The following is a 19,495-nucleotide window of genomic DNA, read 5'->3' as shown; positions in this document are numbered from 1 at the left end:
TAGTCTCCCCGGCAGCGAGGTGGCGATGCGCGACGCGGATTCCGACCGCTTTGGGACCGAACGGATCGTGCGCCTCGTGATCGCCGGCCTGCTCGCCTACTGGTGCTTCGCGATCTTCCGCCCGTTCCTGATGCCGTTCGTCTGGGGGGTGGTGCTCGGCGTCGCGCTCTACCCGGTCTACGCGGCGATCGAGCGGGCCACCGGAGGGCGACGGAAACTCGCGGCAACGCTGATGGCCGTCCTGAGCCTCACCGTCGTGCTCGTTCCCGCCGTCGCCCTGTCCGAGTCGCTCGTCGACGGCGCGCGGTTCGTCTCGTCGACACTCGACCGGGGCGAGCTCAGGATCCCGCCCGCCCCGGAGCGGGTCGCGCATTGGCCGATCGTCGGTCCGACGATCCACGACACGTGGAACCTCGCCTCGTCGAACCTCGACGGATTGCTGGAGAGGTTCCGTCCCCAGGTGAAAGCGCTCGGACTGTGGGTGGTGGCGCTCGCGAAGCAGGCGGTCCTCGCCGGCCTGATGACGCTCGTCGCGCTGGTGATCGCCGTCGTGCTGCAATCGCGACGCGACACGGTGGTGAAGGTCGCGCTCGACATCGGCGCCCGGATCGACGGCGAGGCGGGGGTCGAGGTCGTCCGCCTGGCGGGACGGACGATCGGGACCGTCGCCAAGGGGGTCGTCGGCGTGGCGGCGATCCAGGCGGCGCTCGCGGCGCTGGGGCTCGTCGTGGCCGGGATTCCCGGCGCCGGCCTGTGGTCGCTGCTGATCCTGATCCTCGCGGTGGCGCAGCTGCCGCCGCTGCTGGTGCTCGGGCCGGCGATCCTCTATCTCGTCGCCACCGACGCCAGCATGGTGTCGATCGTGCTCTTCGCCGCGTGGAGCCTGGTGGTGACGGTCTCCGACGGATTGCTGAAGCCCCTGCTCCTGGGGCGCGGCTCGGACACTCCGGTGGTGGTGATCCTGATCGGCGCGATCGGGGGGCTGATCCTGCACGGACTGATCGGGCTGTTCGTCGGGGCGGTCGTCTTCTCCACCGGCCACCGGTTGTTCCGTCGCTGGATGGAGCCGCCCGCCGACCTCGTACTTTCCGTACCCCCAACACCGTAATTCCACGAGGTTCCCCCCCCGCCAAGCCCCGCTAACCTCGGTTCGAAGTTGAGGGTTGGGCACCGAACCAGGAGGAGTCCGCAATGAACAAGACCGCGTTTTCGGGGATGGTTCTCTTCGCTCTGGCCACCCTGCTGCTCGCCGCCCCGGCCGCGGGCGCGGCGGACCTGACATGCAACGCCGTGCTCTACCCCGAAGAGGAGAAAACCGACGTCGCGTTCACGACGACCGACCGGGCTCCGAAAGCCAAGCTGTCCGGAACGGTGCGGGCCCAGCAGGGGCAATCGATGATCGAGTTGGACTGGAGCAAGCTCGAGCCGGCGCTGCTGTTCGGCGGCGACGCGAACTGCTGGGTCCTCTGGACGATCACCCCCGACGGGACCGCCCAGAGCCTCGGCGAGATCCCCGTACGGGAGAGCCGGAGCGGATCCGCCACCTTCTCGTCGCCGTTCAAGCAGTTCGCGATGATGGTGACGGCCGAGCCGTTCCCGGTCGTGCGTCGCCCCTCGGACCTCGTCGCGTTCGTCTCCGGGCCCACGACCTCCAAGAAGGCGAAGAACAGCACCTTCTCCTTCGGAGGGTTCCGCGAGGGCATGAAGCGGGACGCCGAGTCGATCGCGGATCTCAAGTACGACGACAAGACTCCCGTGGACCTGCAGCAGGCCCGGAAGGCGATCCAGCTGATGGACCGCTACGAGGCCGAGAAATACGCGCAGGCCCCCGCCCGCGACGCCCGCGTCGCCCTGGGGCAGGCCGACGACGCGTACGAAGGGCGCGTCGGAAAGAAGGGGGATGTCCCCGAGCTCTCGCGCAGGACCCTCTCCCTCGCCGCCGAGGCGGTGCGCGCGGCCGTGAAGCAGATCGAAGCGCAGAAGGCGCAGGACACGGAAGCGGCGCGCGTGGCCGAGCTCGCGCAGAAGCAGGCCGAAACCGAGGCGGAGAAGGCGGCGCGGCTGAAGACCGAGGCCGACCTCGCCGACGTGCAGCGCCAGCGCAAGGCCCTCGAGGTGGAGGTCGCCCGCGTGAAGGCGGAACGCGAGCAGATCCAGAAGGACCGGGACGCACTCGCGGCGCGGCTCTCGGGCGCCTTGGGCAAGGTCTCGGCGACCGAGCGCACCGGCCGCGGGCTCGTCGTGAGCCTCTCGGGAGGGATCCTCTTCGAGACCGGGAAATCCGCGCTCAAGACCGAAGCCAAGGTCTCGCTCGCGAAGCTCGCAGGGATCCTGCTGATGATCCCGAACGCGAACATCCAGGTCGAAGGGCACACCGACGCGACCGGCTCCGAGGAGACGAACGCGAAGCTCTCGCTCGCCAGGGCGACCTCCGTGATGGAGTTCCTCGAGGCGCAGGGCGTGGAGAAGGCGCGGATGAGCGCGAAGGGCGTCGCCGCCGCGCAGCCCGTGGCGCCCAACGACACCCCCGACGGTCGCGCCAAGAACCGCCGCGTGGAGATCGTGGTTCCCGAGTGAGGTCCGCCATGCCCGAGAACCACTTCGAGGACTGCACCGAGCAGAAGCGCCTCAACGAAGCCCGCGAGAAGGGGATTCCCTGGAAGCGATGGGGCCCGTACCTCAGCGAGCGGCAGTGGGGGACGGTCCGCGAGGATTACAGCCGGGACGGAAACGCCTGGGCGTATTTCTCGCACGACCAGTCCCGGTCGCGCGCCTACCGCTGGGGCGAGGACGGCATCGGCGGCATCTCCGACGATCGCCAGCGCCTGTGTTTCGCGCTGGCCCTGTGGAACGGGCGCGATCCCATCCTCAAGGAGCGGCTCTTCGGCCTCACGAACGGCGAGGGGAACCACGGCGAGGACGTCAAGGAGTACTACTTCTACCTCGACTCCACGCCGACCCACTCGTACATGAAGGAGCTCTACAAGTACCCTCAGCGGGAGTTCCCGTACCGGGATCTCGTCGAGACGAACGGGCGTCGAACGCGGGACGAGCTCGAGTACGAGCTCATCGACACGGGCATCTTCGACGACGACCGGTACTTCGACGTCGTTCTCGAATACGCCAAGGCGGGACCGGACGATCTGCTGATCCGCGTGTCGGTCCACAACCGCGGCCCCGAGCCGGCGCGGCTGCATCTCCTTCCGACGCTCTGGTTCCGGAACACGTGGTCCTGGGGGGACGGCGACGCGAAGCCCGTGCTCCGCCAGGCGGGCCGGGCCATCCGCGCCTCCCACCCCGACCTCGGCGACTACACCCTCGAAGGGGACGGTGCTCCCGAGCTGCTGTTCACGGAAAACGAGAGCAATGCCGAGCGTCTGTGGGGGCGGCCCAACCGGACGCCGTACGTGAAGGACGCCTTTCACCGCCACGTGGTCTCCGGGGAGCCCGACGCCGTCAACCCCGCGAAGACGGGAACGAAGGCGGCGGCGCGCTACGTCCTCGACGTTCCGGCGGGCGGCTGCGAAATCGTCCGGCTGCGCCTGTCCGCCGGCGCGGTGGCCGAGCCGTTCGGCGCGACCTTCGAGAGCGAGTTCCGGAGGCGGATCTTCGAGGCCGACGAGTTCTACGATCGGATCACGCCGCGCTCGCTCGGCGAGGACGAGAGACGCGTCCACCGGCAGGCGCTCGCGGGGATGCTCTGGACGAAGCAGTACTACTACTTCGACGTCGACCTCTGGCTGAAGGAACGGGGCACGCATCCGCTGCTGGGCACGGCCCCCGACGGCACGCGGAACGCCGAGTGGTTCCACATGCTCAACGGCGACGTCATCTCGATGCCCGACAAGTGGGAATACCCGTGGTACGCGGCCTGGGACCTGGCATTCCACACGATCTCGCTCTCGCTCGTGGATTTCGACTTCGCCAAGGAGCAGCTGCTCCTGATGCTCCGCAATCTCTACTGCCACCCCAACGGCCAGATCCCCGCGTACGAGTGGAACTTCAGCGACGTGAACCCTCCGGTGCACGCGTGGGCGACGCTGTTCCTGTACAGGTTCGAGAAGAACCTGGGCCGGGAGGACCTCCCGTTCCTGGCGCGATCGTTCCAGGGACTGATGCTCAACTTCAACTGGTGGATCAACCGGAAGGACCCGCAGGGACGCAACGTCTTCGCCGGCGGATTCCTGGGCCTCGACAACATCGGCGTGTTCGACCGGAGCGCCAAGCTCCCCACCGGCGGCTCGCTGGAGCAGGCCGACGGCACCGCCTGGATGGCCTTCTACTGCCAGAACATGCTGGACATCGCGCTCATTCTCGCCGACCACGACCCGGCCTACGAGGAGACCGCGTTCAAGTTCCTCGAGAACTTCATCTGGATCTCCTACGCGATGGACAAGGTCGGCGAGCGCCAGGACGACATGTGGGACGAGGAGGACGGGTTCTACTACGACGTCCTCCGGTTGCCGAACGGCGAGGCGCTCCGGCTCAAGGTCCGCTCGATGGTCGGCCTCCTGCCGCTGTGCGCGAGCACGATGTTCGAGGCGGACTCCCTGGCGCGCCACCCGAAGCTCACGGAGCTGATCGCCCTGTTCCGGAAACGTCACCCCCAGGTCGTCGCCCACGTGGCGCCGACCCTGGAGGGGTTCGTCGGGTACGCGCAGCGCCGACTCCTCTCGCCCCTCACGCGGGTCAAGCTCGAGCGGATCCTCGGCCACCTGCTCGACGAGAACGAGTTCCTCGGCCCCTACGGCATCCGCTCCCTGTCCCGTCATCACCTCGATCACCCGTTCGTCTTCCACACGCAAGACCGGGAGCATCGCGTCCGGTACCTCCCCGCGGAGTCGGACAACGGGATGTTCGGCGGGAACTCGAACTGGCGGGGGCCGGTGTGGATGCCGGTCAACGCCCTGATCGTCCGCGGCCTGCTGAACCTCTACGCGTTCTACGGCGACGACTTCACGGTCGAGTGCCCGACCGGCTCCGGGAACCGGACGACGCTCTTCGGGGTCGCGAAGGAGATCTCGCGGCGGCTCGCGGCGATCTTCCTGCGCGACGCGAGCGGCCGGCGGCCGGTCTACGGCGGGTGCGCCAAGTTCCAGGACGACCCGCACTGGCGCGACCTGATCCTCTTCTACGAGTACTTCCACGGCGACATCGGCGCCGGACTCGGCGCGAGCCACCAGACGGGCTGGACGGGTCTCGTCGCCCGCCTTCTCGACCTGTTCGGACGCGTGACGGCCGAGGACGCGCTGGAGACTCCGAAGGAGCGGCTCGAAGCACGCATCGTCCGCGAGCAGGTGGTCGGAGGGTAGTCCCGGTGGGGCGTCACGCCGCGATCGGTGCCGAGGTCGTCGAAGGCGGCGTGGCGTTCCGCCTGTTCTCGCGCACCGCCACCGGAGTCGAACTGCTCCTCTTCGATCGCGCCGACGACGCGAAGCCGTCCCGCGCCGTCGCGCTCGACCCCGTCGCGAACCGGACCTATCACTACTGGCACGTCTTCGTGCCGAAAGTGCGGGCCGGACAGATCTACGCCTACCGCGTGCACGGCCGATCCGATCCTGCGAAGGTCCTCCTCGACCCCTACGGCCGCGAGGTGGTGGTCCCCGCCGGATACAACCGCGAGGCGGCGCGTCGCGCCGGCGACAACGCCGCGACCGCGATGAAAAGCGTCGTCGTCGACCCGTCGACGTACGACTGGGAGGGGGACGCGCCGCTGAACCTCCCGTCGTCGCGGACGATCGTCTACGAGATGCACGTCCGCGGCTTCACCCGTCACCCGAGCTCGGGCGTCGCGGAGGCGCAGCGCGGGACGTACGCCGGCCTCGTCGAGAAGATCCCGTACCTGCAGTCCCTCGGGATCACCGCGGTCGAGTTGTTGCCGGTCTTCCAGTTCGACGCGCAGGCGTGCCCCGCGGGCCTCGTCAACTACTGGGGTTACCAGCCCGTGTCGTTCTTCGCGCCGCACCGCGCGTTCAGCTCGCGCCGCGAGCCGCTCGGGCCCACGCACGAGTTCCGGGACATGGTGAAGGCACTGCACCGCGCGGGGATCGAGGTGATCCTCGACGTCGTCTTCAACCACACCGCCGAGGGCGGGGCCGACGGGCCGGTGCTGGGATTCCGCGGGATCGACGACGCGACCTACTACATCCTCGAGGAAGGCGGCGCGCGCTACGCGGACTACTCCGGCTGCGGCAACACCCTCAACGCCAACCACCCGGTCGTGCGGCGCATGATCGTCGACAGCCTGCGGTACTGGGTGGGCGAGATGCACGTCGACGGGTTCCGCTTCGATCTGGCCTCGATCCTCTCGCGCGACCCGGACGGGCGGCCGCTTCCGAACCCGCCGGTCCTCTGGGACATCGAGACCGAGCCGGCGCTCGCCGGGACGAAGCTGATCGCGGAGGCCTGGGACGCCGCGGGGCTCTACCAGGTCGGCAGCTTCGTCGGCGACGCGTGGAAGGAGTGGAACGGACGATTCCGGGACGACTGTCGCGACTTCTTCCGCGGCGCCCCGGGTTCGCTCGGCCGCTTCGCCGACCGGCTGCTCGGAAGTCCCGAGGTGTACGGGCACGAGAACCGGGAGGTCGAGCAGAGCGTGAACTTCGTGACGTGCCACGACGGCTTCACGCTCAACGACGTCTTCTCCTACGACCGCAAGCACAACGAGGCGAACGGCGAGGAGAACCGCGACGGGTCCGACGACAACCGGAGCTGGAACTGCGGGGTCGAGGGGCCGACCGACGATCCGGAGATCGAAACGCTCCGGAACCGGCAGGTGAAAAACGCCCTCACGGCGACCCTGCTCGCGCTCGGGGTCCCGATGATCCTGATGGGCGACGAGGTGCGTCGCACGCAGGGGGGCAACAACAACCTGTATTGCCACGACGACCCGTCGGCGTGGCTCGACTGGTCGCTCGCGGCGCGCCACGCGGACGTGCTGAGGTTCGTGTCGCTGCTCTGCGCGCGCCGGCTCCTGCGCGACGTCGAGCACGAGCAGCGGCGCGTCTGCCTGGCGCAACTGATCGCCGGTGCGAGGCAGTCGTGGCACGGCGTGAAGGTCTCGAGGCCGGACTGGGGCGAACACTCCCACGCCGTCGCCTTCAGCGCCGAGATCCCGAACGAACGGCTGACCGTCCACCTGATCCTGAACGCATGGTCGGAGCCCCTCGAGTTCGAGCTGCCGCCGGCCGCGGCGCCGTGGCGCCGGTGGATCGACACGTTCCGGCCTTCACCCCAGGACATCGTCGAGTGGCGCGAGGCGCCACCCGTGAACGGCGCGACCTACCCGGCGGGCCCGAGGTCGGTGGTCGTGCTCTACGCCAGCGCAACGTGATCCAACCCGAGGAGGGAATTCGATGACCACAGCCAAGAGGATTCTGATCGGACTCGCCGGCCTGATCGTCGCGACGGCGGCGCAGGCACAGGCGCAGATGCCCCAGACCACGACGGAGGAGACCAAGGGGGCCGCGAGCGTCACCACCGGACAGATCAGCGGCGAGGTCCTCTACGTCGAGGGGAACAACCTGGTCGTGAAGATGTCCACCGGCGAGATCCGCACCTTCAGCAACGTGCCGGACTCGCGGAAGGCGCTCGTCGACGGCAAGGAGGTGGGCATCCGCGATCTCAAGCCGGGGACGAAGCTCCAGGCCACCATCACGACGACCACGACGCCGATCACGGTCCGTACGACGACCGTGGGGAGCGGGAAGGTCTGGTACGTGATGGGGAACACCGTCGTCCTGACGCTTCCGGACGGGAAGAACCGGCAATACACCGTCGACCCGAGCTACAAGTTCACGGTCAACGGCCAGCCGGCGACCGCGAGCCAGCTGAAGAAGGGGATGGTCGTCTCGGCGGAGAAGATCGTCGAGGAGCCCTCCGTCGAGATCACGACGAACACCGTGGTCGTCGGGCAGGCGCCCCCTCCTCCCCCCCCGCCTCCCGCCCCCGTGGCGGTGGCGCAGGCCGCGCCTCCTCCTCCCCCGGCGGCGGAGCCGGCGACGACGCTTCCGAAGACGGCGAGTCCGGTGCCGCTCCTCGGCCTGATCGGTCTCGCCTGCCTGGGCGGCTCGCTGCTCCTGCGCCGGTTCGGACGGTCCTGACGTGAGCGGGAGAGCCGTGCGGTCGCTTCGACGCGTGTTGTTCGCGGCCGGCATCGCCCTGCTGGCGGTGTCGGCCCTCGCGTGGATGGACCGCACGGTCTCCTCCCGCCTCGCGCTCGCGGCCTTCGACGACGAGGTGGACGTCCGCCTCTGGTCGGACGAGCGCGTCCGGAGATATCGCGAGAGCCTGCGGACGGACACGCGGTCCCCGTCGGCGGTGCTGGAGATCCGGCGACTGGGGATCCGTGTTCCCGTGTTCGATTCCACCGACGAGCTCGCGCTCAATCGCGGCGCCGGGTGGATCGCCGGCACCGCCCGTCCCGGCGAGGACGGAAACGTCGGCATCGCCGGGCACCGGGACGGCTTCTTCCGCGCTCTGAAGGACGTCCGCGTGGGAGACACGATCGAGCTCGAGACGCGGGACGGGAGGGGGACCTACCTCGTGGACGGGATCGACATCGTCGAGCCCGAACGCGTCGAGGTGCTCCTGCCGAGGGGGGCGCCCTCGCTCACCCTCGTCACCTGCTACCCGTTCTATTACGTCGGGGCCGCCCCGCAGCGGTACGTCGTGCACGCGACGCGGGACGGATCGGCTAGAAGCTCAGACCCAGCGCCAGGACCACCGTCGGCGAATCGTCGTCCGGATTGAAGACGTACGTGGTGACGTCCACGTGCTCCCCGGAGAAGCCGAGGAGCAATCCGCGCTGGATCTCGCGATCGGTCTCGTAGACCCGCGTGCGCTGGCCGACGAGCCCGAAGCGGACCCACTCCGCGGGGGCCCACGTGAGCTCCGACCACGCGTAGAAGAAGCTGTCCGAGGACGCGTTCGTGTCGAACAGGACTTCGCCTTCGCTGTACCACTCGAGCTTCGACCAGCCGAGGGAGGCCTTGTAACCCGGCGCGATCCCGTCGGTCCTCCCGAACACGCCGCCCAGCATCGCCGTGCCCTCGAAGGTCACGGTGTCGCCCACGCTGAAGTTGTATCCGGCCCACACCGACGTCGTGTCGGAATCCTCGTACTGGTAACGCGCCTCGAGGTGAAGGCGGCCCCGATCCGCGGTGACGGCGGGCTGCACGTAGTCCCCGTCGCCGGGGACGAAGAAGGTGTAGGCGTAGGCCGAGAACGCCCACGCCTTCTCCTCCTCGGCGCGTGCGTCTCCCGCCGCGAGGAGCACGGCGGCGGCGAGGAGCGCGGGTGCGCGCAGGGACCTCATCCTCCGAGCGCGATCGTGACGCTCACGAGGACGCCGCCGACGACGACCATCGCGAGGCCCGCCCCCACGGGGCGACGGCCCGTCATCTTTCCGAAGGCGTATCCCGCCCCGAACAACATGACGATCGCGATCGCGTTCGAGATGCGCAGCGCGACCAGGAGGTCCTTCATGAACAGGAAGGGGATCACCACCGGGAAGGTGGTGAGGAACACCAGCAGGAACACGCCGACGGCGCCCAGCCACTCGTCCTTGCGCAGGCCGGCGCGTGCGGGGGGCTCGGGGAGAGCCTTCGCGCGGCCGTGGAGCGCCTCGAGCTCCTCCGGCTTCAGCAGGGAGGCGACGACCGGGGGAAGCGACTCGGCGACGAGCCGGGCCCCCTCCTTCGGATCGGATGCCGCCCGCACGCCGCGCAGCGCGAGCAGGCGGCGCCCGGTCTCGGCCAGGGACCCCATCAGGTAGAAGACCCCGTCGATGATCCCCCACGCCAGATTGCATCCGAGCGCGCCGAGAAGCATCGTGCGCACTTCCGTCCGTCCGGCGTCGGCGACGCTGAGCGAGCCGGTGAACGTGAGGACCATGATCAGACCGAACAGGACCTCCGACACGCGTTCGATCGGGTCCAGCACGCGCCGGGAGGCGCCCGTCCCCGCGCTCACGGTCGCGCGGCCTGGGGAGGCAGCAGGTAGAGGGTCATGGCGAAGATCGCGTAGACCATCAGCAGCAGCACGCCGACGAACCACGCCGAACGCCCGCTGTTGGTCACCATCGTCGCGGTGAGCGTCGCGATGAGCATCATCACGACGGCTCCGGGCCAGAACTGCAGGTCCATCGGCGTCGGGCCCAGGACGTAGCTGAGCAGGACCAGCACCGGAGCGACGAACAGCGCGATCTGGGAGGCGCTGCCGAGCGCGATCCCCACGCTCAGATCGAGGCGGTTCTTGCGCGCGCCGGAGAACGCGGAGGCCATCTCCGCCGCGCCGCCCACGAGCGCCACGACGATGAACCCCACGAACGCGGGCGTCATCCCGAACGTCTCGGCGGCCTTCTGCACCGAAGCGACGAAAACCTCGCTGACGAGCGCCACGAGCACGGTGACGCCGGCGAGCGTCGCAAGGGCGAGGCCCAGCGGCCAGGGCGCCTCGCCCTCCTCGCCGTGCCCGGCGCTGGCGAACTGCTCGCGGTGGGTCTTGAGGGAGAACAGCATCCCCAGCCCGTACGCGACGATGAGCAGGACCGCGAGGCTCACGCTCAGCGTCTGCTTGAACGCCGCCCCCTCCGAGGCATCGGCGACCGAGATCGCGGAGGGGATCAGCAGCGCCACGACGGCGAGGAACAGCAGCCCGGACTGGAGCCGGGCGCCGACGCGGTTGAACTCCTGGGTGTGGTGCTTGAGTCCGCCCAGCAGGAACGACGCGCCGAGCATGAACAACGTGTTCGTAACGATCGCGCCGGCGATCGACGCCTTCACCAGCATGTACTGCCCGGCGCGAAGGGCGGCGAGGGCGATGACGAGCTCGGTGAGGTTCCCCAGGGTGGCGTTGAGCAGGCCGCCGACCGCGTCCCCGGTCTTCGCCGCGACCGACTCGGTGGCGTGGCTGAGCAGGGTGGCCAGCGGGACGATCGCGAGGACGGAGACCAGGAAGAGGGCGGTGTGGGACTCGGGCGCGAAGTGCTCGATCGCGAAGAGGACCGGAACGAAGGCCAGCAGCCACAGGAGGGGATTGTGGCGGATCTCCCGCAGCAGGAGCCTCACGGGACCGGCGTCCAGGTCGCGTCGGGGTCGTATCGCTCCATCGCGCGGAACCGCTCCACCGAGTCGGGGCCGAGGTCCTTCTCGTAGACGATGCCGGTGTGGCTCACGATGAAGGTCTTCACACCGGTGACCCCGTAGGTCGCCGGCGCGGCGACGAGGGCGAACCCGCCGATCATCACGCCGTCCACGACGAAGTCCATCTCGCCCATCGGGGCGGCCGGGCCCTGACCCTTCAGGACCTTGAAGTAGTACCCGTGGTACGGCTCGTACCGGCTGGAGTACCCCTCCGCGATGACCCGCGCGATCCCCTCGCCAACCGGGCCCCGCCACGTTCCGTCGGGGTCCTGCCACGCCAGGCCGTCCTGCCTTCCGGGGGTGCTGACCACGCGCTGCGCGTACTGGTTCACGGCCGCGCCGTCGCGTTTCTCCGAAGCGTATTCGTGCTGGGCTTCGACGTAACCCTCGCAGACCTCGATCGCGTCGAGCTCGTTACGCCCGATGCGCCGCTGGATGACTTCCTGGGCGCCGGCCTTCGAGTCGAACCGCCATTGGCCGCGCTTCTGGACGAGGGGAATCGGCAGCGGCCACTCGTCCACGCCGGCGAGGATCGTCGCGCGCTTCTTCTTCTTCGGATCGCGGACGACCTGCATCTTCTCGCGGGCCTGCGCGGCGAAGGCGGCGCTGTCGTTCCTGTCCATCACCGGATCGTCCGACACCACGAGATCGAGCCCTTCGGGACCGAAGATCTCCTTCAGCGCGGTCACGTCGAATCGCTCGGCCGCCGAGACCAGCGCCTCGGCGGCCGCCTCGGGGGTCGGGAAGGTCTTCTGCTCGAGGGCGGGTTCCGCCGCGTGCGACGCCGAGAACAACAAGGCGGCCAAGGGAATCCAGGCTCTCATCTCCGTCGCCCTCCGCCGCCGCCTCGCATCCCTCCTCCGCCGCGCCCGCCCATGCTCGACGCGCCCCGCGAGCTGCTGGCCCGCGCGCTGCTCCCGCTGTACCCGCGGGAGCCGCCGCTGAAACCGCCGGCCTTCGACGAGCCGCTGCTCTTCGGAATGTCCCGGCCGCCGATCTTGTCTCCGCCGCCGCCGCCTCGGGGCTGCTGGGATGCGCTCGGCCCCCTGGAACCGCCGGCGCCGGGCTGCTGCCTCGTGCTGGGCTGCTGCCGCGCGCTCGTCCCGCGATTTCCCGCCCCGGACTGGCCGCCGTACTTGTTCGCCGTCGCCTTGTTGGAGTAGGGCGCCGCGCCGCGATGCTTGGGGTTGTGTTGCCAGTTCCCGCCGCCGGCCCCGCCCCGGCCGCCGCCCTGGTTGTGGTTCACGCGGTTGAAGTTGTTGTTCACGTTGATGTTGACGTTGCTTCCGCCCCAACCGCAGCCGCAGCAGGAACCGCCCCAGATCGCCGCGCCCCACATCACGCCGAAGCTGAACGACACGAACGCGGCTCCCGGCGGGTACGGCGGGTAGTAGATCGGAGGGTACGGGTAGACCGGCGGCCCGTAGACGACGGTGGGGCTGTAGGACGGGACGTAGATCACCTCGGGGTTCGCGGACTCCACGACGATGACCGTCTTCTCCTCGATCACCTTCGTCTCGACCTTCTGCTGCTCGTTGGACTCGAGAGCGCCCTTGTCCTTGGCCTTCTTGCGCATCCGCTGGACGGCGTCCATCACGTCGGACTGCTGCGAGAGGAAGGCGTTCCCGAGGTCGGTGGTCCACTGGATGTCGTCGGCGAGCCGTTTCACGACGTCCGGCACCGCCGCCATCGACTGGATCGCGGGATCCCACGGCTGCTTCGCGACCGCGTCGGCGAGGGCCTTGTCCTTCAGGCTCGGGTTCTTCACGAGCCACTGCTGGAGCTGGATGACCTCCAGCGGGTAGGTGGCGGCGACGAGCGTCTGCGCCAGGAGCGGGTCGGGGTAGAGGGCGACCGGCGCCACCAGCGAATCGAGCTGGTCGGCCGTGAGCTTCGGCTCGGCGGGTTCCGCCTTGGCGGGTGTCGCGGCCGGCGCCGGGGGCTTCTCCTGCGCGAGGACGAGGCCGGCCTCGCCGGGGAGGAGAACGGCCGTCAGGACGGTCGCCACGGCGCCTCGCCAGATTCGTGACCACATGCCACGCACCCCCGTTACTCCATGAGCGGCAGTTCGACCGCGATCTGGAGATCGATCAGCATCCCGAGGACGTTCTCCACCTGCCCGAACCGCGCGGCGACGAGGTTGTTCGTCGCCTTCGCGATCTTCCCGAAGTACTTCTCGCGGAGCTTCAGACGGTCCTTCTGGAACGCGAACCAGTCCTTGGCGAACAGGCCCGCGTCCTCGTTGCTCATCGTTCCGTACTTCTCGGCGAAACGCTTGACGAGGGCGACGCGACGATCGCCCAGCGCGGCGAGCTCCGCGTCGTATTGCCGGTAGATCGGCCAGAACGCGGCCGCCTGCGGGTCGGTGAGCTCGAGGGCCTCGGTGAGGATCTCGACCTTGCCGGCCCGCAGGTCGCTCCGGAGCAGCTCGAGGTACTTGTCCGGCGTCCCTTCCTCGGCGAGCGCGGGCACGGCGAGGGCGGCGCAGGCCGCGAGGCGGATCGCGATTCGAGAACCCATGGGTGCTTCCTCCGGTGGAACCCCGCCCACGCTACCGAAGTGGGACCGCGGCGTGACCTCGTAGAACTACGGGGGTCGAGGGGCAATTTCTACGCAAGGGAGGCGTCAGACGGAGACGATGCCGTGCTTGATCGCGAAGTGGACGAGGTCGGCGGTCGTGTGCAGGCCCAGCGATTCCATGAGCTGGTACTTGTGGAACTCGACGGTCCGGGCCGAGATCGCGAGGGCCGCGCCGATCTCCTTCGCCGTGCGCCCCTCCGCGACCATCTGCAGGATCTCCCGCTGACGGGGGGTCAGCGAGGCGACCGGGTCCACGTGGTCTCCGGGACGGCGCGCCGAATCGTGCAACAACTCCCCGACGAGCGTCGGCTCGATGTAGGTCCTTCCGGCGAGCGCGGCGCGGATCGCGGCGACGAGCTCTTCCGGGGAGGAGTGCTTGAGGACGTACCCCGACGCTCCCGCGTCGAGGGCGCGGCGCACGTACATCGGCTCCGGGTGCATCGTGAGGAGGACGATCCGAATGCGGTCGTCGATCTGCCGCAGCCGTGCGATGGCGTCGATCCCGTTGAGGCGGGGCATCGTGATGTCCGCCACGACGACGTCGGGATGGAGCCGCTCCGCCGCGTCCAGCAGCGCGAGCCCGTCCTCGGCCATGCCGACGATCTCGAACTCGCGCTCGAGGAGCGTCTTGATCCCCTCGGCGACCAGACGGTGGTCGTCGGCCAGGAGCACGCGGGGGCGCGTCCCCTCGCTCACGGCCGCTCCCCCGGGATCGGAATCCAGGCCGCGACCGAGGTCCCGCGACCCGGCGCGCTCGCCACCTCCACACGGCCGTGAAGCAGAAGGACACGTTCCCGCATCCCGACGAGGCCGAGCCGGGCCGTCCGGGGCGGCGCCGATGCGTCGAATCCCACGCCGTCGTCACCGACGCGCACCTCGAGCCCGCCGTCCCGTTCGCGCAGGGACACCCGGACCCCGCCGGCCCGGGCGTGGCGAGCGACGTTCCGCAGGGCTTCCTGCGTCACGCGGAAAAGGCAGAGACCGGTCGCGCGCGAGAGGGAGTCCGGAACCTCGCCGAGCTCCGTCTCGACGGGAATCGACTGCTGCAACGCGAAGCGTTCGCACTCGGCGGTCAGCGCGGCGACGAGGCCGAGGTCCACGAGGATCGAGGGATGGAGCTGATGGGACAACGCGTGGATGTCCTCGCCCAGGCGGGCGAGCGCGGTGCGCAGGTCGCGCAGGGCCTTCCCGGTGGATGCGGTCGTGACCTGCGATTCGATCCTCGCGACGTCGATCGCAAAACACGCCAGGCGCTGCGACACGTCGTCGTGGAGCTCGCGTGCCAGCCGGGAGCGCTCCTCCTCGTGCGCGGCGAGGATCCGACCTCCCAGGTTGCGGGAGATCTCCTCCGCCCGGTGGCGCTCGGAGACATCCACGGAGACGCCCATCAGGATCGCGGGCTTGCCGGCGGGGTCGCAACGGACGCGGCCTCGCGAGACGATCCATGCCTCGTGCCCGTCGGGCCTCCTCACCCGGTACTCCAGTCGTCCGACCTGCCGCGAACGCACGACCTCGTCGATCGTGCGGAGGACGGAATCCCGGTCGTCGCGGTGAATCAACTCCAGCACGCCGTCGAGGGTCAGCGAGGTGTCCGCCGGCAGGCCGAACAGCTCCCGCGACTTCGGCGTGGCCCAGAGGCGACCGCCGGCCAGGTCGAGGCTCCAGAGGCCCAGCTCTCCCGACTCGGCCGCCAGGGACAGTCGTTCCTCGCTCTCCTTCAACGCCCGGTCCGATCGCTTGCGGGAGAGCGCATTGGCGAAGATCTGCGCGACGAGGTCCAGCCGACGGAGGACCTCGCCCGGCCAGTCCCGCCGCTCCCGCATGGTATTGAACGAGATCGCGCCGAAGGGGGGCGCTCCGCCGACGGCCAGCGGCAATGCCACCGAGGAGATGATCCCGAGGCGGCGCAGGGTCTCCCGGTCGCGGGCCCCCTCCGGGGGGAAGTCCTCGGGCGAGGGGGCGACGACCGGCCTTCCGGCCGAGATGCGCTCCAAGAACCACGGGAAGTCCTCCGCGGCGTTCATCCCCTGCGGGAAGGGGGGACCCCCCATGGGGCGATGGAGATGGGTCAAGGTGACGTCCGACTCGCCGTCCCCGGACCACTGCCACAGTGCGGATACGTCCACGCCGAGGGCCTCGCAGACGCGTTGCTGCGCCTGCGTGATCGCCCCGTCAACCTCGTCGGCCGGAATCCGAAGGAACTGCAGGGACAACTCGACGAGCATCGTCTCGAAGCGGACGTGCGATTCGAGCTCGGAACGCAAGTCGGCGGGTGTGTAGGCCATGGCGTGGACGCATTATCGACCCGATCCGCCTCGAGATTCCGGAGAATCGGGAGGGGTCAGGGTTTCGGCGCGAGGTGGACCGGCTTCCCGCCCTTGATGAGCGGCACCTCGTCGGCGAGCAGAGCCCGCGTGTAGGCGTCGAGCTTGTTTTCGATCTGGAAGAACCGCGCGACGAGCCCGGCGGGTAGGGCCTTGCGCATCTTGCCCGCCCAGGACCGCTTCAGGGCGACCTCGTCCCTCTGGATGTTCAGGAAATCGTCGAGAAACGACGAGGCGGAGGCGTCGTCCACGATGTCGTACGACGCGGCGAACTTCCGAAGCAGGCTCGTCGATCGGTCCGCGAGCTGCGACCGCTCGTTCATGTAGTCCCGGTAGAGCGGCCAGAAGGCGTTCCCCTGGGCTTCGGTAAGGCCGAGGTTCTCGGCGACGATCGCCTGCCGCTCGGTTTCGATCATCTTGCGGGTCAGGGCGATCTCGGACTCCGTCTGGGCCGGCGCGTTGCCGACGGCGCCCAGCATCACGGCGCAGAACACGGGGGCGACGACGATCCTCATGGGCTCCCTCCTTCGGGTGGAAGCGCCGATCCTATCGCGCCGGGCCGGGGGGACGCTTGAGGCCGGTCATCTTCGGGGAGTTTGCCCTATCGGATCGCACGCGGCCGATGGTACTTTGCGGCGGGAGACGACTCGAGGCCCCGCGGAAAGGGAGGAGACGATGCACACCCGTCGCTGGTACGTGGTCGCCACGTTGTGTCTCGCGCTCGGAGCGGTTGCTCCGGCGCGAGCGGAGTTCGCCGGCGTTCCGGACAAGATCCAGCTCTGGATCGGCGGCCAGGCCGCGAGCTTCACCACCGAGGGGGGGCTGTCCCTCGCGGACGCCGGCACCGGCGTGAGCATCAATTTCGAGGACATCTTCGATCTTCCCGGTTCCAAGCAGTCGTTGCGCGGCGAGGGGACGTGGCGCATCACCGGGAGGAGTCTGCTGGACTTCGGGCTCGTCCAGTTCAATCGCTCGCACTCCGTCGTCTCCGATCGGGACGTGGAGTGGGGGGAGTACACCTTCCAGGAGGGCGCGTACGTCACGGCGACCTTCGACTCCCGCTTCGTGTACGCCGCGTACCGGTACGACTTCCTCAACCTCGACCAGGTGCGCATCTCCGGCTCGGCCGGCCTGAGTTACCTCACCCTGACGGCGGGACTCGAAGCCGCCGGCTCCGTGATCGGACCCGACGGGCCGGTGGCGGGGGGAGTGAACAAGGAGGCCGACGTGAAGTTCCCCGTCCCCCTCGTCGGCCTGCAGGTCGACTGGGCGGTCCGGGACCGGCTGACCGTCCTGATGTACGTGCGCCTGTTCAACCTCGACTACGGGAAGATCAACGGCGGCATGCGCGAGAGCGCGTTGCGCATGAAGTGGCACTTCACCCGGAACGTGGGGGTCGCGCTCGGGCTCGACACGACGACGGTGCGTCTCAAGGAATACGAGACGGAGAAGTACAAGGCGAAGTTCAACTACCAGATCAGCGGCCTGAGCGCCTACCTGACGCTGGCGTTCTGATGGCGACGAGACCCACCCTGGCGGCGGGCCTCGCCCTCATCTTCGCCCTGGCCGCCCTCCAGGCGCCGGCCGGGACCAAACTCGAGGCGAGCGGAAAGACCGCGGGGGTCGGCCCCGCGAAGAAGCTCCTCCTCGTGCTCGTGAGCCCCGATCTCGATCGCCGGAAGAACTGGGAGGAGATCTTCGCGGGGGAGCTCGCCCTTCAGGGCGTGGTCGTGATCCCGTCGTACCGGCTGTTCCCCGAGCTTCCCAAGGACCGGGAGACCGCGACGGCGAAGGTCGCGGCCGAGGGGTTCGACAGCGTCCTGATCACGAACCTCGTCGGCATCGAGACCAAGGTGAAGTGGAAGGAGTCCGAGACTTCCCTCCAGCCCCAATACGTCGGCCAGGACTGGTACGGGTCGTACTGGTACACCTACCAGCAGGTGGAAGTGCCCGGGTACATGGAGAACAAGAGCCGCGCGCGGTTCAAGTGCGACTACTGGCGGCTCGACGAGGGGAAGGGGAGGATCGTGTGGTCCGGGACCAGCGATTCGATCGACCCCGGGATCAAGCCCGAGGCCGGGCTCGACGTGATCACCAAGATCACGCAGGCCCTGCGCAAGGCGGGGCTCATTTAGCCTTTTCGCGTTTCTCCCACTCCTTGAGCTTGCGCGCGCGGGCCGATTCGCTCGGCGGGTAATCCTCGAACGCCTTGCGCACCGCCTCGGCCACGGGGCTTCCGATCTGGCTCGCGGTCGATCCGTACTTCTGCTCGATGAACGCGCGCCAAACGAGCATCTTGGTGTCGGGATCGATGAGGTCGACCATCATCGTCGCGGACTTCTCCGAGACGTTCAGGGCCGTCTGGAACCCCTGGCTCCACTCCCCCATGATGTACGGCTCGTACCCCCCCAGGTAGCCGGAGGTCGTGCCCTTCGCCGCGTCGGAGACCTCCCCCACGTAGCGGACGACGAGGTCGGGCTTCTCCCCCGCGGCGACGCGGCGGAGGCCCACCCGCTCGAGGTCGCTCGTGAGGGCGCTCTCGACGAGCTCCCGTGCGGCCTTCCCGGCGAGGACCCCGCGGTGGCCGACGTCGTGGCCCTCCACCCAGTCCCAGGTCCGATACGCATCGAAGTCGGCCTTCGGGTTGAAGTCCGTCTTGATCTTGCCGGCATGGGCGGGTGCGGCCGCCAGGAGGACGACGACGCAGGCGGCGACGATCCATCGATTCATGATCTTCTCCAGCATGCCGTCAGGATAGCCCGACGCTGTACGATGCGTCGCGGAGATTCCCATGAAGAGATTGGCCTGGGTGCTGGTTCCACTCCTCGGCCTCGCCGTCGGCCTAGACGCAGCGGCCAAGACGAAGGGCAAGACGGCCTGGACGGCGCCGGAGCTGAAGCCGGCGGCGTACCGCAAGGTCGTGGTGTACGCGAAGCTGGCCGACGAGACCGTGAGGGGCCAGATGGAGGACTACGCGGTCCTCGGCCTGAAGGCGCAGGGAACGGACGCCGTGGCCGCGCACAAGGTCCTGACTCCGGAGGACCTCGCGAGCCGCGAGGCGGTCGAGGCGAAAGTGCGCGAGATCGGGGCGGACGCCGCGCTGGTGTTCCGCGTCAGCGGGCAGGGCAAGGAGAACGAGTCCTCCGCGACGCTCAGCGTGGGCATCGGCGCGAGCTCGGGTCCTTACGGAGTGTTCCTGGGGGGGAGCGTTCCGATCGGCGATTCCAAGAACTCCACGTTCCTGATCCTCGAGATCCGGTCCGAGTTCCACTCGCTGGGAGTGGAAGGGCCGCGATGGATCGGCAGCTACACGACCGACCTCGAGCGCGGTGTCGGGACGGCGGTGGTGGAGGTCGCGGACCTGACGGTGAAGAATCTGAAGAAAGCCCGCGTTCTGAAGTGAGGCGGAACGGCGGACCGGGCGCGCGGCCCGGTCCGCCGAACCTC

The 19,495-nt window shown here is 69.0% G+C and carries 19 protein-coding genes; 9 read left to right on the top strand and 10 right to left on the bottom strand.

Features of this window, described 5'->3' with window-relative positions:
- Positions 1-25 precede the first annotated feature (25 nt).
- From VF139_08275 to VF139_08250, 6 genes are all read left to right on the top strand, one after another.
- Positions 26-1,108, top strand: coding sequence for an AI-2E family transporter (locus VF139_08275; protein ID HEX6851393.1), 1,083 nt, complete (start codon positions 26-28; stop codon positions 1,106-1,108).
- Between the two features lie 83 nt (positions 1,109-1,191).
- On the top strand, positions 1,192-2,577 hold the full coding sequence (locus tag VF139_08270) for an OmpA family protein (GenBank protein HEX6851392.1): 1,386 nt from the start codon (positions 1,192-1,194) through the stop codon (positions 2,575-2,577).
- Between the two features lie 8 nt (positions 2,578-2,585).
- Entirely contained in the window at positions 2,586-5,312 is a 2,727-nt protein-coding gene (locus VF139_08265; protein HEX6851391.1) for a hypothetical protein, read from the top strand.
- 5 nt (positions 5,313-5,317) lie between these two features.
- A complete protein-coding gene (gene glgX / locus VF139_08260; protein HEX6851390.1) occupies positions 5,318-7,333 on the top strand; it encodes a glycogen debranching protein GlgX in 2,016 nt (671 codons plus the stop codon).
- Between the two features lie 22 nt (positions 7,334-7,355).
- Positions 7,356-8,102 carry a hypothetical protein gene (locus VF139_08255; protein ID HEX6851389.1) on the top strand — a complete coding sequence of 249 codons (747 nt, stop codon included), beginning with the start codon at positions 7,356-7,358 and terminating at the stop codon, positions 8,100-8,102.
- Position 8,103: 1 nt separating this feature from the next.
- Positions 8,104-8,751: a class D sortase gene (locus VF139_08250; protein HEX6851388.1), complete on the top strand. Its 648-nt coding sequence runs from the start codon at positions 8,104-8,106 to the stop codon at positions 8,749-8,751.
- Here the strand turns inward: VF139_08250 and VF139_08245 are convergent.
- The 9 genes from VF139_08245 to VF139_08205 form a co-directional block, all read right to left on the bottom strand.
- Entirely contained in the window at positions 8,696-9,316 is a 621-nt protein-coding gene (locus VF139_08245) for a hypothetical protein (GenBank protein ID HEX6851387.1), read from the bottom strand. The genes VF139_08250 and VF139_08245 overlap by 56 nt on opposite strands.
- Entirely contained in the window at positions 9,313-9,972 is a 660-nt protein-coding gene (locus tag VF139_08240; protein ID HEX6851386.1) for a VIT1/CCC1 transporter family protein, read from the bottom strand. The genes VF139_08245 and VF139_08240 overlap by 4 nt, the downstream gene beginning before the upstream one ends.
- Positions 9,969-11,069 carry a calcium/proton exchanger gene (gene cax, locus VF139_08235; protein HEX6851385.1) on the bottom strand — a complete coding sequence of 367 codons (1,101 nt, stop codon included), beginning with the start codon at positions 11,067-11,069 and terminating at the stop codon, positions 9,969-9,971. The genes VF139_08240 and cax overlap by 4 nt, the downstream gene beginning before the upstream one ends.
- Positions 11,066-11,968 carry a DUF2950 domain-containing protein gene (locus VF139_08230; GenBank protein HEX6851384.1) on the bottom strand — a complete coding sequence of 301 codons (903 nt, stop codon included), beginning with the start codon at positions 11,966-11,968 and terminating at the stop codon, positions 11,066-11,068. Before VF139_08230 ends, cax begins: the two co-directional genes overlap by 4 nt.
- On the bottom strand, positions 11,965-13,152 hold the full coding sequence (locus VF139_08225; GenBank protein HEX6851383.1) for a DUF3300 domain-containing protein: 1,188 nt from the start codon (positions 13,150-13,152) through the stop codon (positions 11,965-11,967). Before VF139_08225 ends, VF139_08230 begins: the two co-directional genes overlap by 4 nt.
- A gap of 41 nt (positions 13,153-13,193) precedes the next feature.
- Entirely contained in the window at positions 13,194-13,664 is a 471-nt protein-coding gene (locus tag VF139_08220; protein ID HEX6851382.1) for a hypothetical protein, read from the bottom strand.
- 105 nt (positions 13,665-13,769) lie between these two features.
- Positions 13,770-14,420 (bottom strand): response regulator transcription factor, encoded by a 651-nt coding sequence (locus VF139_08215; GenBank protein ID HEX6851381.1) that lies wholly within the window; start codon positions 14,418-14,420, stop codon positions 13,770-13,772.
- Positions 14,417-16,009, bottom strand: a complete 1,593-nt coding sequence (locus VF139_08210) for a PAS domain-containing protein (GenBank protein ID HEX6851380.1) — start codon at positions 16,007-16,009, stop codon at positions 14,417-14,419. Before VF139_08210 ends, VF139_08215 begins: the two co-directional genes overlap by 4 nt.
- 56 nt (positions 16,010-16,065) lie before the next feature.
- Positions 16,066-16,563 (bottom strand): hypothetical protein, encoded by a 498-nt coding sequence (locus VF139_08205; protein ID HEX6851379.1) that lies wholly within the window; start codon positions 16,561-16,563, stop codon positions 16,066-16,068.
- Positions 16,564-16,723: 160 nt separating this feature from the next.
- Between VF139_08205 and VF139_08200 the strand changes: the two genes are divergently transcribed.
- Both VF139_08200 and VF139_08195 read left to right on the top strand, forming a co-directional pair.
- Positions 16,724-17,563, top strand: a complete 840-nt coding sequence (locus tag VF139_08200) for a hypothetical protein (GenBank protein ID HEX6851378.1) — start codon at positions 16,724-16,726, stop codon at positions 17,561-17,563.
- On the top strand, positions 17,563-18,183 hold the full coding sequence (locus tag VF139_08195; GenBank protein ID HEX6851377.1) for a hypothetical protein: 621 nt from the start codon (positions 17,563-17,565) through the stop codon (positions 18,181-18,183). The genes VF139_08200 and VF139_08195 overlap by 1 nt, the downstream gene beginning before the upstream one ends.
- Here VF139_08195 and VF139_08190 read toward each other — a convergent pair.
- On the bottom strand, positions 18,176-18,793 hold the full coding sequence (locus VF139_08190; GenBank protein ID HEX6851376.1) for a DUF4136 domain-containing protein: 618 nt from the start codon (positions 18,791-18,793) through the stop codon (positions 18,176-18,178). The genes VF139_08195 and VF139_08190 overlap by 8 nt on opposite strands.
- Positions 18,794-18,839: 46 nt before the next feature.
- Between VF139_08190 and VF139_08185 the strand changes: the two genes are divergently transcribed.
- Positions 18,840-19,451, top strand: coding sequence for a hypothetical protein (locus VF139_08185; GenBank protein ID HEX6851375.1), 612 nt, complete (start codon positions 18,840-18,842; stop codon positions 19,449-19,451).
- Positions 19,452-19,495 lie beyond the last annotated feature (44 nt).

The organism is Candidatus Polarisedimenticolaceae bacterium (assembly GCA_036376135.1).
GTDB lineage: Bacteria > Acidobacteriota > Polarisedimenticolia > Polarisedimenticolales > DASRJG01 > DASVAW01.
The sequence above is the reverse complement of the archived record's forward strand: the minus strand, read 5'-3'. Positions and strand labels throughout refer to the sequence as shown.